Below are 13,955 nucleotides of genomic sequence, written 5' to 3' on the forward strand. Positions count from 1 at the left end.
CGTCGGAGTTAGCACAATCTGGTGTCGGGGGTTAACCCGACACCAGTGACCTGTTTGAGCGAGAATTACTCGTCTTCCAGTTCGATGTTGATACCCAGCGAACGAATCTCTTTCAACAGTACGTTGAAGGATTCCGGCATGCCCGGCTCCATCTGATGGTTGCCGTCCACGATGTTTTTATACATCTTGGTACGACCGTTCACGTCATCAGACTTAACGGTAAGCATTTCCTGCAGGGTGTATGCTGCGCCGTATGCTTCCAGCGCCCACACTTCCATCTCCCCGAAGCGCTGACCACCGAACTGCGCCTTACCACCCAGCGGCTGCTGAGTAACCAGGCTGTAAGAACCGGTAGAACGCGCGTGCATCTTGTCATCAACCAGGTGGTTCAGTTTCAGCATGTACATGTAGCCAACGGTAACCTGGCGCTCGAACTGCTCACCGGTACGACCGTCGAACAGTGTGATCTGACCGGAAGTCGGCAGGCCACCCAGCTGTAACAGTTCCTTGATTTCAGACTCTTTCGCACCGTCGAATACTGGCGTTGCGATCGGCATACCTTTTTTCAGGTTCTCAGCCAGACGCAGTACTTCTTCATCGCTGAAGGTGTTCAGGTCAACTTTCTGACGAACGTCGGCACCGAGGTCATACGCTTTCTGGATGAATTCGCGCAGTTTGGCGACTTCTTGCTGCTGTTTCAGCATGGCGTTGATCTTATCGCCGATACCTTTCGCAGCCATACCCAGGTGGGTTTCCAGAATCTGACCGATGTTCATACGAGACGGTACGCCCAGCGGGTTCAGTACGATATCTACCGGCGTACCGTTAGCATCGTGCGGCATATCTTCGATCGGGTTGATCTTAGAGATAACACCCTTGTTACCGTGACGACCTGCCATTTTGTCACCCGGTTGAATCTGACGTTTAACGGCCAGATAAACCTTAACGATTTTCAGCACGCCCGGTGCCAGATCATCGCCCTGAGTGATTTTGCGGCGTTTCGCTTCGAGTTTTTTCTCGAACTCGTGTTTCAGTTCGTCATACTGCTCAGCCAGTTGTTCCAGCTGATTTTGTTTATCTTCGTCGGTCAGGCCCAGTTCCAGCCAGCGGTCACGCGGCAGTTTGTCGAGCTTCTCAGCTTCAACACCACCGGAAACCAGCACCGCGTAGATACGACTGAACAGACCTGCTTCGAGGATCTGCAGTTCTTCAGACAGGTCTTTCTTCGCCTGTTTGAGCTGCATCTCTTCGATTTCCAGTGCACGTTTGTCTTTTTCTACGCCATCGCGGGTAAAGACCTGAACGTCGATAACGGTACCAGAGACACCGTTCGGTACACGCAGAGAAGAGTCTTTAACGTCAGACGCTTTCTCACCGAAGATCGCACGCAGCAGTTTTTCTTCTGGCGTCAGCTGGGTTTCACCTTTCGGCGTTACCTTACCAACCAGAATGTCGCCGCCGGTCACTTCCGCACCGATGTAAACGATACCGGATTCATCCAGTTTGGAGAGCGCAGCTTCACCCACGTTCGGGATGTCAGCAGTGATCTCTTCTGGCCCCAGCTTGGTGTCACGGGACACACATGCCAGTTCCTGGATGTGAATGGTGGTGAAACGGTCTTCCTGAACAACACGCTCGGATACGAGGATGGAGTCTTCGAAGTTGTAACCATTCCATGGCATGAATGCCACACGCATGTTCTGACCCAGCGCCAGCTCACCGAGGTCGGTGGACGGGCCATCTGCCAGCACGTCACCGCGCTCGATTGGTTCACCCAGGGACACACAAGGCATCTGGTTAATACAGGTGTTCTGGTTAGAACGGGTGTATTTGGTCAGGTTATAGATGTCGATACCGGCTTCGCCCGGGTACATCTCGTCTTCGTTAACTTTGATAACGATACGGGAGGCATCCACGTACTGAACCATACCGCCACGTTTAGCAACCGCAGTAACACCGGAGTCAACGGCAACAGCACGTTCCATACCAGTACCAACCAGCGGCTTATCAGCGCGCAGAGTTGGAACGGCCTGACGTTGCATGTTCGCACCCATCAATGCACGGTTGGCGTCATCGTGTTCCAGGAACGGGATCAGGGACGCACCGACAGAAACCACCTGCTGGGTGGAAACGTCCATGTAGTCAACCTGGTCGCGGCTGAACAAGCTGGATTCGCCTTTGCTACGGCAGGTAACCAGATCTTCTACAAAGTGGCCTTCGTCATCCAGGTTGGAGTTCGCCTGAGCGATAACGTAGTTGCCTTCTTCGATAGCAGACAGGTAATGGATTTCGTCGGTTACAACACCGTCAGTCACTTTACGGTACGGGGTCTCGAGGAAACCGTATTCGTTAGTCTGTGCATACACGGACAGGGAGTTGATCAGACCGATGTTCGGACCTTCAGGCGTTTCGATAGGACATACGCGACCGTAGTGAGTCGGGTGTACGTCTCGAACTTCAAAGCCTGCGCGTTCACGGGTCAGACCGCCAGGGCCGAGTGCGGAGATACGACGTTTGTGCGTAATCTCAGACAGCGGGTTGTTCTGGTCCATAAACTGAGACAGCTGGCTGGAACCAAAGAACTCTTTCACTGCCGCAGAAATCGGCTTGGCGTTGATCATATCCTGAGGCATCAGGGTATCCAGATCGCCCAGAGACAGACGCTCTTTCACCGCACGCTCTACGCGGACCAGACCAACACGGAACTGGTTTTCCGCCATTTCGCCAACGGAACGGATACGACGGTTGCCGAGGTGGTCGATATCGTCCACTTCGCCTTTACCGTTACGGATATCGATGAGCTTTTTCATCACTTCGATGATGTCTTCTTTGCTCAGGATACCGGAACCTTCGATCTCATCACGCAGCAGAGAACGGTTGAACTTCATACGACCGACCGCAGACAGATCATAACGGTCTTCGGAGAAGAACAGGTTCTCGAACAGGCTTTCAGCAGCTTCACGAGTCGGCGGCTCACCAGGGCGCATCATGCGATAGATTTCTACCAGCGCACTCAGGCGATCATTGGTTGGGTCGACGCGTACAGTTTCAGAGATGTACGGACCGTGGTCCAGATCGTTGGTGAACAGCGTTTCGATGCGCTTGTGACCGGACTGACTCAGTTTAGCCAGCAGATCCAGGCTCAGCTCCATGTTCGCCGGACAGATCAGCTCACCCGTAGACTCATCAACATAGTCTTTGGACGCGACTTTACCCGCGATGTACTCAACCGGTACTTCGATGTGTTGAATTTCGTCTTTTTCAAGCTGACGAATATGCCGCGCGGTAATGCGGCGGCCTTTTTCTACATAGACTTTACCGTTAGCTTCGATGTCGAAAGATGCGGTCTCGCCACGCAGGCGCTCCGGCACCAGTTCCATCTGCAGCTTGTTGTCGCGAATTTCGAAGACAACTTTTTCAAAGAACAGATCAAGAATCTGCTCAGTGGTGTAATCCAGTGCACGCAGAATAATGGTTGCAGGCAATTTACGACGACGGTCGATACGGACAAACAGGTTGTCTTTCGGATCGAATTCGAAGTCCAGCCAGGAACCACGGTAAGGGATGATGCGTGCGTTATACAGCACCTTACCAGAAGAGTGGGTTTTGCCTTTGTCACTGTCGAAGAAAACGCCAGGACTACGGTGCAACTGAGAAACGATAACGCGCTCAGTACCGTTGATGACAAAAGTACCGTTGTCGGTCATGAGCGGAATTTCGCCCATGTACACTTCTTGTTCTTTAATGTCTTTAACAGTGCCTTCCGGCGCTTCGCGCTCGTAGATCACCAGACGCAGTTTTACGCGCAGCGGTGCGGAATAGGTCACGCCACGGATTTGACATTCTTTAACGTCAAATACAGGTTCGCCAAGACGGTAGCTGACGTACTGCAGTTCAGAATTGCCGCTATAGCTGGCAATTGGGAACACGGAGCGGAAAGCCGCTTCCAGACCGTACTGCCCTTCAGGATCTTGCTCGATAAACTTCTGGAACGAGTCAAGCTGGATAGAAAGGAGATATGGAATGTCCAGAACTTGTGGACGTTTACCAAAATCCTTACGAATACGTTTTTTCTCGGTATAGGAGTAAACCATAGGGTTCCTCAGCTCGCTGACAAGTCGACCCACTCTGTCCATCGGAGGGACAGTTTATGCAACACCATTTTGTTGACCGGAAAATTGAATACTTTCCGCAATATCTGTTGCTATCACGCTTAAACCATTTCATTGCGATTTACACAGAGCGAGAACCCTGTCGCAGTATATTAAGTCGTCGATAGAAACAAACATTGTCAGGACTACCAGCAGTCAAACAGTGTGAAATGCTGCTGGCGCCTTACAGCGCAAAATGGCTGGTGACTAAAAAGTCACCAGCCATCGGCCTGATTTCTCAGGCTTCAACCAGAAAAGTTGGCTTATTTAACTTCAACTTCAGCGCCAGCTTCTTCCAGAGATTTTTTCAGTGCTTCGGCGTCGTCTTTGCTGATGCCTTCTTTCAGGGCAGCAGGTGCAGATTCTACCAGGTCTTTAGCTTCTTTCAGACCCAGGCCAGTTGCGCCACGTACTGCTTTGATAACAGCAACTTTGTTAGCGCCAGCAGCTTTCAGAATTACGTCGAATTCAGTTTTTTCTTCAGCAGCTTCAACCGGGCCAGCAGCTACAGCGACAGCAGCAGCAGCGGAAACACCGAATTTTTCTTCCATTGCAGAGATCAGCTCAACAACGTCCATTACGGACATAGCGGATACTGCTTCAATGATTTGATCTTTAGTGATAGACATTTAAATTGTTCCTGAATATCAGAATAAGTTTATACGTAAGCAGATGCTTTACAAAGATAACTGCGATTAAGCAGCTTCTTTCGCATCGCGTACAGCAGCCAGAGTACGAACCAGTTTGCCAGCCGAAGCTTCTTTCATGGTTGCCATCAGGCGTGCAATTGCTTCTTCGTAGGTCGGCAGAGTTGCCAGGCGATCGATCTGAGATGCCGGGATTAACTCACCTTCAAAGGCAGCGGCTTTGACCTCAAATTTTGCATTCGCTTTCGCGAACTCTTTGAACAGACGAGCAGCAGCGCCCGGGTGTTCCATAGAGTATGCAATCAGGGTCGGACCAACGAACGCGTCTTTCAGGCACTCAAACTGAGTACCTTCAACAACACGGCGCAGCAGGGTGTTACGAACAACACGCATGTATACGCCGGCTTCGCGACCTGCTTTACGCAGTTCGGTCATTTTGTCTACGGTCACGCCACGGGAATCCGCAACTACCGCAGACAGCGCGCCTTTGGCTACTTCGCTGACTTCAGCAACAATCGCTTGTTTGTCTTGAAGATTTAAAGCCATTAGCTTTGCTCCTGGATGTTTGCCAGAACAAAATGTTCTGGAACTCACTTCACTCTTCAAATGAAGAGCGTCTGAATACGGTGAGCAGAAACAAGCCAGAGTATCAAAAAAATAATCTTAGCGTTCTGTCACCGTCTACGCAGGGGATTAAGTTTCTTACGAAACACCTGCGGTCTTCGACGGAGGCCTGGATTAGGCCAGGCTCCAACGAACAAATCTTTTCTATTCGTCGTTATTCAGCCCGTGGCGGCGTTAGCTTCCCTCGTTCACACCAGTCACATAGTTATCTATGCTCCTGGCGATTCACTCGGTTGCTGCCTTGCCACAACCTGAATATCTCGAATATAAATCTGCTATTTGCAGAATCGTGGGGGTAAAATTGTAGACAAATTCACCGCCCACGTAAAGGCATTAGTTTGCAGAAGCGCTCAGGCCAGCCTGATCAACGGCAACGCCAGCACCCATGGTGGTGGAGATGCTGATTTTCTTGATGTACACGCCTTTCGCCTGAGTCGGTTTTGCTTTTTTCAGCGCAACCAGCAGAGCTTCCAGGTTTTCTTTCAGTTTGTCAGCGTCAAAATCCACTTTACCGATGGTGGTGTGAATGATGCCGTTTTTGTCGTTACGGTAACGAACCTGACCTGCTTTTGCGTTTTTAACCGCTTCAGCAACGTTCGGCGTTACAGTACCCACTTTCGGGTTTGGCATCAGGCCACGCGGACCCAGAACCTGGCCCAGTTGGCCAACAACGCGCATTGCATCCGGGGAAGCAATAACAACGTCAAAGTTCATTTCGCCTTTCTTGATCTGGTCAGCCAGATCTTCCATACCTACCAGCTCAGCGCCTGCAGCTTTAGCAGCTTCAGCGTTTGCGCCCTGAGTAAATACGGCAACGCGAACGGAACGGCCAGTACCGTGCGGCAGTACAGTTGCACCACGTACGTTCTGATCGGATTTACGCGCGTCGATGCCGAGGTTAACAGCAACGTCAACGCTTTCTACGAATTTAGCAGTGGCCAGCTCTTTCAGCAGAGAGATAGCTTCGTTGATGTCATACTGTTTGGTCGCATCAACTTTGTCACGGATCACGCGCATGCGCTTGGTCAGTTTAGCCATTTCTTAATCCTCCACTACCAGGCCCATGGAACGTGCAGTACCTTCAATGGAGCGAGTCATCGCTTCAATGTCGGCGCCAGTCATGTCGGCAGCTTTGGTCTGCGCGATTTCCTGCAGCTGAGCGCGGGAGATTTTACCCACTTTGTCTTTGTTCGGCTTGCCGGAACCAGACTTGATACCAGCCGCTTTCTTCAGCAGAACTGCTGCCGGAGGCGTTTTGGTAACGAAAGTGAAGGAACGGTCAGCGTAAACGGTAATAACAACCGGAATCGGCAGACCTTTTTCCATGGAATCAGTTTTCGCGTTGAACGCTTTACAGAATTCCATGATGTTAACACCCTGCTGACCCAGAGCCGGACCAACCGGTGGGCTCGGGTTTGCCATGCCAGCTGCAACCTGCAGCTTGACGTAGGCCTGGACTTTCTTAGCCATTGAAATTTCCTCGTTTGGGTTATAGCGCCCGGAAGGGCTCCCCGTGTTTAAATTCGTTTTACGGGTACTGGACCCATAAAATCAAAAGGCGCGAAATTGTATGCCAACTTCGCGCCTTGTGCAACATTTGATCGCCTTTTTTTAGGCTTTCTCTACCTGGCTAAAGTCCAGTTCCACCGGGGTCGCACGACCAAAAATGGAGACGGAAACTTTCAGGCGAGACTTTTCGTAGTCAACTTCTTCGACCACACCGTTAAAGTCAGCAAACGGACCATCGTTAACGCGGACCATTTCACCTGGTTCGAACAGCGTTTTCGGACGCGGCTTATCACCCACCTGCTGCAGGCGGTTCATAATCGCATCGACTTCTTTATCGCTGATCGGCGCCGGACGATCGGAAGTACCACCGATGAAGCCCATTACGCGCGGAACGCTGCGCACCAGGTGCCAGCTCGCGTCGTTCATGACCATCTGGACCAGTACGTAACCCGGGAAGAATTTGCGTTCGCTTTTGCGACGCTGGCCGCCACGGATTTCGACCACTTCTTCGGTCGGCACCATAACTTCGCCAAACAACTCTTCCATGTTGTGTAATTTGATGTGCTCACGCAGCGAAGTCGCTACGCGGCCTTCAAAACCGGAAAACGCCTGAACGACGTACCAGCGCTTTTTAGGAGCTTCAGACATCTCAGAACCTCAGGCCAGTGATAAAGGAAACGAGGCGAACCAGAATACCATCCAGTCCCCACAAAATAAGTGACATAACCGCAGTTACGGCAGCTACGATCAATGTGGTGTGCAATGTTTCCTGGCGAGTCGGCCAAATTACCTTACGGACTTCAGTTCTCGCTTCGCGGGCAAACGCAACGGTCGCTTTACCCTTCGTCGTCAACAGCGCGACACCACCTGCTGCAGCAATCAGAATCACAACGGCCAGCGCACGCAGCGGCAGCATCATGTCACGATAAAGGTAGTTGCCAACGATCGCTACGAGCAACAGAACAGCAACAACAACCCACTTCATCGCTTCCAGGCCGCGCCCGCTCCCTTGAGCTTCGGTATTCGCACTCATAAACCAACCTGTTACAAGAATCAGACAAACATTTTTGCCCCGCATAGGCGAGGCAACCAAACCGAAATGCTCTGGCGCGTTTCGGATTTAACGCCATCTACAGAGCCTGTCTCAGCAATGATTATGACAAAAAAAATCACTGATGAGCCAGGTTCTGATTCGAGAGCGTGCAAAAAGGGCATCAAATGATGCCCTTTTCTTACGCTTAGCGTCAAATGTTATCAGCGATTAGCCGAGAACTTTTGCTACAACGCCCGCGCCTACAGTACGGCCGCCTTCACGGATTGCAAAACGCAGACCGTCGTCCATCGCGATCGGGTGGATCAGGGTAACAACCATTTTGATGTTGTCGCCCGGCATTACCATCTCTACGCCTTCCGGCAGTTCGATGGTGCCAGTCACGTCAGTTGTACGGAAGTAGAACTGCGGACGGTAGCCTTTGAAGAACGGAGTGTGACGACCGCCTTCATCTTTGGACAGAATATACACTTCAGATTCGAACTTGGTGTGCGGCTTGATGGTACCCGGCTTAGCCAGTACCTGACCACGTTCGATTTCTTCACGTTTGATACCACGCAGCAGAACACCAACGTTCTCACCAGCACGGCCTTCGTCCAGCAGTTTGCGGAACATTTCAACGCCGGTACAGGTTGATTTCGCAGTATCTTTGATACCAACGATTTCAACTTCTTCACCTACTTTGATGATACCGCGCTCTACACGACCGGTAACAACGGTACCACGACCGGAGATGGAGAATACGTCTTCGATCGGCAGCAGGAACGGCTTGTCAATCGCACGCTCTGGTTCCGGGATATAGGTATCCAGGTGGCCAGCCAGTTCGATGATTTTCGCTTCCCACTCTGCGTCGCCTTCCAGCGCTTTCAGAGCAGAACCACGAACGATCGGCGTGTCGTCGCCCGGGAAATCGTACTGAGACAGAAGTTCACGAACTTCCATTTCAACCAGTTCCAGCAGCTCTTCGTCATCAACCATGTCGCATTTGTTCAGGAACACGATGATGTACGGAACGCCTACCTGACGACCCAGCAGGATGTGCTCACGAGTCTGCGGCATCGGGCCGTCAGTCGCAGCAACAACCAGGATCGCGCCGTCCATCTGCGCAGCACCGGTGATCATGTTTTTAACATAGTCGGCGTGGCCCGGGCAGTCTACGTGTGCGTAGTGACGGATCGCAGTATCGTATTCAACGTGAGAGGTGTTGATGGTGATACCACGTGCTTTTTCTTCCGGCGCGTTATCGATCTGGTCGAATGCGCGAGCCTGGCCACCGTAAGTTTTGGACAGAACGGTAGTGATGGCAGCGGTCAGCGTTGTTTTACCATGGTCAACGTGGCCGATAGTACCGACGTTAACGTGCGGTTTTGTACGTTCAAACTTTTCTTTAGACATCGATTGTCCCTCTAAGACACGGATAAATCGGTGATATCACCACATCAACCAGGCAACATGCCCGACTTGTTGAATGCAATAAACAGAGAGAAACAGGGGAGGAGAGATAAAGAAGTGGTGCTGATACCCAGAGTCGAACTGGGGACCTCACCCTTACCAAGGGTGCGCTCTACCAACTGAGCCATATCAGCACGTCTGGAGCGGGCAGCGGGAATCGAACCCGCATCATCAGCTTGGAAGGCTGAGGTAATAGCCATTATACGATGCCCGCATCCTAAAACTCGGCTACCCTATTCTTTCTGTGTTTCAGGAGAAGAAAACTCTCCCTTTGAGTTGATTCAGTTTTGACACCAACTCTGGTCACACAAGGTGACCGAAAATGGTGGTGGGGGAAGGATTCGAACCTTCGAAGTCTGTGACGGCAGATTTACAGTCTGCTCCCTTTGGCCGCTCGGGAACCCCACCGGACTTGATGGTGCCGACTACCGGAATCGAACTGGTGACCTACTGATTACAAGTCAGTTGCTCTACCTACTGAGCTAAGTCGGCATCAAGTAGCGCGCATTCTAGGGAGACAGCGCGCTTGATGCAACTAAAAAATTGCACAAATTGTTCTATCGCTCACATTTTGCACGACAAGGCCGTTAAATGCTGCTATTTCAAGCAAATCAGCGGAAAAAACCAGTACCGGAACCGTGATTAACGGGCATCTCCCTTCAACTTTTATGCCAGGCGTATCTCACGTTTGCTTGCATAAGGTGCATTTGCCTTCTCGCCATAGGTCTTCTTAACCCATCAGTAAGAAATCCCGCGTTTAAGGAGGGAGAGATGGTCATTCCTCAACAGGCGGAATGCTGGCTGCGTTGATTTATAGCACCGTAAAGACGCCCGAATGCCCGACCATGCAACCATTAAGATGCATTGAGTCCATCGCCGGCCCCGCCGAGCGCTGTAGGTGATGCCTTATTAAGGCAATTGTGAAACGGGGTTATGCCGACAATACGACCTTCTCTCGGACCGGTTCGCACACAGAAGGTTTCAACCGTATATAGGGATAACGCCGGGCTGGTGAAATAGAAGATTACCTGGACTCAACAGATGGAAGCACACATTCAGCTGCGAATTATTTCCCGCGTTTATTCGAGGTAAGTCAGGTAACCTGCGCTATTGTCGGCGGTCTCTGAAACGTGATGCTTTCTCCGGAAAGCATCATGCAGACGCGATTTTTCATATTATTCCCTGTCATCTGGTGTTAACCTCCTGCCCATTGTCCTAACTTATATCAATAACGTCGCGCCATCGCATTACCTTAAAAGAAGGCTTCTCGCTCCGTGTCAGAAGCATACGTGGCGAGCCACCATGGCAGGCAGAAAAAGCTTATGAGTAAAAAAGAGCAAACGTTAATGACTCCGTACTTGCAGTTCAATCGTAGCCAGTGGGCTGCGCTTCGTGATTCAGTGCCGATGACGCTCACTGAGGGTGAAATCGCGCGGTTAAAAGGCATTAATGAAGATCTCTCTCTGGAAGAGGTCGCAGAAATCTATCTGCCGCTGTCGCGTTTGCTCAATTTTTATATCAGTTCGAATTTGCGTCGTCAGGCCGTGCTTGAACAATTCTTAGGCACGAATGGGCAAAGAATTCCTTATATTATCAGCATTGCAGGTAGCGTTGCCGTGGGTAAAAGCACGACGGCGCGCGTACTACAGGCGTTATTAAGCCGCTGGCCAGAGCATCGTCGCGTTGAATTAATCACCACCGATGGTTTTTTGCATCCTAATCAGGTTTTAAAAGATCGCGGCCTGATGAAGAAGAAAGGGTTTCCGCAGTCTTATGATATGCACCGTCTGGTAAAGTTTGTTTCCGATATTAAATCCGGCGTGCCAAACGTTACTGCGCCAGTATATTCACATTTAATTTACGATGTTATCCCGGACGGGGATAAAACAGTAACCCAGCCAGATATTTTGATACTTGAAGGACTCAATGTATTACAAAGCGGTATGGATTACCCGCATGATCCCCATCATGTATTTGTTTCTGACTTCGTCGACTTCTCTATTTATGTCGATGCGCCGGAAGAACTGTTGCAGAAATGGTATATCAATCGCTTCCTGAAATTTCGTGAAGGGGCTTTCGCCGACCCGGATTCTTATTTCCACAACTATGCGAAATTGACAGAAGAAGAAGCCATCAATATAGCTACATCTCTTTGGAAAGAAATTAACTGGCTAAATTTGAAAGAAAATATTCTTCCAACCCGTGAGCGTGCAAGCCTTGTCATGACCAAAAGCGCCAATCACGCGGTCGAGCAGGTACGCCTGCGAAAATAAAACAAGGGGAGCGAAATGCTCCCCTTGTTATTATTCGGCACTGCGTAAGGAAATTTCCCCACCCATCCAGGGTTTAATTACCCCATCCTGTTCAAGCAACAATGCGCCCTGTGCATCAATACCACGTGAGATGCCAAATATTTCTCTCTCGCCAATGATCAATTTCACCGGGCGATCAATAAAGTTATCCAGTTTCTTCCAGCGAGATAGCCAGGGGCTTAACCCTTCCTGTTCAAAGGACTGGAGCGCGGAACGTAATGCATTGATTAAACGCACTGCAAGCGTATTGCGATCAATGACGACTCCCGCTTCTTGCAGGTTCACCCAGCCTTGATTGATAACATCACTTTCCGCACGTCGCATAGAGAGGTTAATACCCGCCCCTATCACGATCTGCGCAGCATCGCCAGTTTTGCCTGTTAGTTCTACTAAGATGCCAGCAAGTTTACGGTCGCCCAGATAAAGATCATTAGGCCATTTAACCCGAACGTTTTCAGCGCCTAATTCCTGTAGTACTTCGGCCATAATGATACCAATGACCAGACTGAGTCCAATTGCCGCCGCTGGGCCTTGCTCAAGTCGCCAGTACATAGAAAGATAAAGATTAGCGCCAAAAGGAGAGAACCACTTACGACCACGGCGTCCCCGCCCCGCCTGTTGATATTCTGCGACACAGGCATCGCCGGATCGCAATTCGCTTATACGGTCCAGTAGATATTGATTAGTAGAATCAATAACCGGCAACACGGCCACTTTACCTGTTTGTACCTGCGCTACAATCTGCTCTTCATTCAGCAATTGGATGGGTTCAGGAAGACTGTAACCTTTACCTGGCACAGTAAATACATCCACTCCCCAGTCACGCAGGGTTTGAATATGCTTATTGATAGCTGCACGACTCATTCCCAACCGTTCACCGAGCTGTTCGCCAGAATGGAATTCGCCATCAGCAAGGATAGAAACCAGGGTTAACGGAATGGTGCTGTCTTTCATGCAATCACCTCCACGGCATTCACTTCGCCACGATGGCCGATAAAACGCACCTCCGGCTCCAGCCAGACATCAAACTTCGCCCCAACCTGTGCGCGTACATGGCGTGCCAGACGAACGACATCTTCACTGGTCGCGTGATCTTGATTAATTAGCACCAGAGCCTGTAGCGGATGAACTGCAGCGCCGCCAATGGATACGCCTTTTAACTGGCATTGATCGATAAGCCATCCGGCAGCGAGTTTTACTGTACCGTCAGGTTGAGGGTAAAGAGGAGCTTTCGGCGATTTTTCCAGTAGCGCGGCGGCCACTTCAGCGCTCACAACCGGATTTTTAAAGAAGCTACCAGCATTACCGTTTACTTTTGGGTCAGGCAACTTGCTGGTACGCATGCGGCAAACCTCTTCAAAAACGTTCTGCGGCGTTACCGTTGCTGGATCCAGGCGAATCAGATCGCCATAGGTCAGGACCGGCTGCCACTGCTTAGGTAAGCGCAGGCCGACCGCAACGATTGCGTAGCGATCCTGATACTCATGCTTGAAGATGCTATCACGATAACCAAAACGGCAAGCTTCAGCGGTTAATCGCCGGGTATCGCCGGTACTCAATTCGATACAATCGACATAGGCACAGACACGCTGCAATTCAATACCGTATGCGCCTATGTTCTGGATAGGCGATGAACCAACACAACCGGGGATTAACGCCAGGTTTTCCAGTCCGGGCATTCCGTGCGAGAGCGTATACTGTACGAGCTGATGCCAGTTTTCCCCGGCACCAACGTGGACATGCCAGGCTTCGGCGCTTTCCTCAGTTTCAATACCCAGGATACGGTTGATAATGATCGTACCTGCGAAATCTTCCAGGAAAAGAACATTGCTGCCCTCACCCAGCATCAACACAGGCTGTCCATTACTTACGGATTCCTGCCACGCTTCAAGCAATTGCTGCACACTTTCAGCACGTATTATTTTATTTGCATTGTGATCAATGCCGAAGGTATTCCAGGGCTTAAGGGAGTGGTTCATAGACGCTGTCCTGATGCAAAAACCCGGCTAGTTTACCGCATATGCAAGGTGAGCGCTTGTGGTTATATGGAAGGTTTCGGAAGGAATAAAAACGCAAAAAGCCCATCCGTCAGGATGGGCTCTTCACTTGTTTGATGCCTGGCAGTTCCCTACTCTCACATGGGGAGACCCCACACTACCATCGGCGCTACGGCGTTTCACTTCTGAGTTCGGCATGGGGTCAGGTGGGA

At 50.7% G+C, this 13,955-nt stretch carries 11 protein-coding genes, 4 tRNA genes and 1 rRNA gene; 1 reads left to right on the forward strand and 15 read right to left on the reverse strand.

Annotation, left to right across the window (positions count from 1 at the left end; all coding sequences use genetic code 11):
• Positions 1-65: 65 nt before the first annotated feature.
• The 12 genes from rpoB to L2097_RS25030 all read right to left on the reverse strand — a co-directional run bounded on the left by rpoB (position 66) and on the right by L2097_RS25030 (position 9,926).
• Entirely contained in the window at positions 66-4,094 is a 4,029-nt protein-coding gene (gene rpoB / locus L2097_RS24975; protein ID WP_047372259.1) for a DNA-directed RNA polymerase subunit beta, read from the reverse strand.
• 320 nt (positions 4,095-4,414) lie between these two features.
• A complete protein-coding gene (rplL, locus tag L2097_RS24980) occupies positions 4,415-4,780 on the reverse strand; it encodes a 50S ribosomal protein L7/L12 (RefSeq protein ID WP_002884142.1) in 366 nt (121 codons plus the stop codon).
• 66 nt (positions 4,781-4,846) lie between these two features.
• Positions 4,847-5,344 carry a 50S ribosomal protein L10 gene (gene rplJ, locus L2097_RS24985; RefSeq protein ID WP_002438625.1) on the reverse strand — a complete coding sequence of 166 codons (498 nt, stop codon included), beginning with the start codon at positions 5,342-5,344 and terminating at the stop codon, positions 4,847-4,849.
• Positions 5,345-5,755: 411 nt separating this feature from the next.
• Positions 5,756-6,460 (reverse strand): 50S ribosomal protein L1, encoded by a 705-nt coding sequence (gene rplA, locus L2097_RS24990; RefSeq protein WP_039076861.1) that lies wholly within the window; start codon positions 6,458-6,460, stop codon positions 5,756-5,758.
• 3 nt (positions 6,461-6,463) lie between these two features.
• Complete coding sequence (rplK, locus tag L2097_RS24995; RefSeq protein WP_006688357.1) at positions 6,464-6,892, reverse strand: 50S ribosomal protein L11; 429 nt, start codon at positions 6,890-6,892, stop codon at positions 6,464-6,466.
• A gap of 141 nt (positions 6,893-7,033) precedes the next feature.
• Positions 7,034-7,579: a transcription termination/antitermination protein NusG gene (gene nusG, locus L2097_RS25000; protein WP_001287521.1), complete on the reverse strand. Its 546-nt coding sequence runs from the start codon at positions 7,577-7,579 to the stop codon at positions 7,034-7,036.
• 1 nt (position 7,580) lies between these two features.
• Complete coding sequence (gene secE / locus L2097_RS25005) at positions 7,581-7,964, reverse strand: preprotein translocase subunit SecE (protein WP_003033128.1); 384 nt, start codon at positions 7,962-7,964, stop codon at positions 7,581-7,583.
• A 228-nt stretch (positions 7,965-8,192) separates the two neighbouring features.
• The gene (tuf, locus tag L2097_RS25010) at positions 8,193-9,377 is read right to left on the reverse strand and encodes an elongation factor Tu (RefSeq protein ID WP_047372260.1); all 1,185 of its coding nucleotides are present in this window, start codon (positions 9,375-9,377) and stop codon (positions 8,193-8,195) included.
• Between the two features lie 115 nt (positions 9,378-9,492).
• Positions 9,493-9,568 (reverse strand) — tRNA-Thr (locus L2097_RS25015).
• Positions 9,569-9,573: 5 nt separating this feature from the next.
• Positions 9,574-9,648 (reverse strand) — tRNA-Gly (locus L2097_RS25020).
• 109 nt (positions 9,649-9,757) lie between these two features.
• Positions 9,758-9,842: transfer RNA gene (locus tag L2097_RS25025), tRNA-Tyr, on the reverse strand.
• An 8-nt stretch (positions 9,843-9,850) separates the two neighbouring features.
• Positions 9,851-9,926 (reverse strand) — tRNA-Thr (locus tag L2097_RS25030).
• Positions 9,927-10,756: 830 nt separating this feature from the next.
• On the opposite strand from L2097_RS25030, the gene coaA reads away from it, so the two are divergent.
• On the forward strand, positions 10,757-11,707 hold the full coding sequence (gene coaA / locus L2097_RS25035; protein ID WP_047372261.1) for a type I pantothenate kinase: 951 nt from the start codon (positions 10,757-10,759) through the stop codon (positions 11,705-11,707).
• Positions 11,708-11,737: 30 nt separating this feature from the next.
• On the opposite strand, the gene birA is transcribed toward coaA, so the two are convergent.
• The 3 genes from birA to rrf all read right to left on the reverse strand — a co-directional run.
• The gene (birA, locus tag L2097_RS25040) at positions 11,738-12,700 is read right to left on the reverse strand and encodes a bifunctional biotin--[acetyl-CoA-carboxylase] ligase/biotin operon repressor BirA (RefSeq protein ID WP_142516934.1); all 963 of its coding nucleotides are present in this window, start codon (positions 12,698-12,700) and stop codon (positions 11,738-11,740) included.
• A complete protein-coding gene (murB, locus tag L2097_RS25045; protein WP_250353868.1) occupies positions 12,697-13,725 on the reverse strand; it encodes a UDP-N-acetylmuramate dehydrogenase in 1,029 nt (342 codons plus the stop codon). The genes birA and murB overlap by 4 nt, the downstream gene beginning before the upstream one ends.
• A 136-nt stretch (positions 13,726-13,861) precedes the next feature.
• Positions 13,862-13,955, reverse strand: a 5S ribosomal RNA gene (gene rrf, locus L2097_RS25050); the annotation flags it as partial.

Source organism: Citrobacter sp. MNAZ 1397, assembly GCF_023613995.1.
Classification (GTDB): Bacteria; Pseudomonadota; Gammaproteobacteria; order Enterobacterales; family Enterobacteriaceae; genus Phytobacter; species Phytobacter ursingii.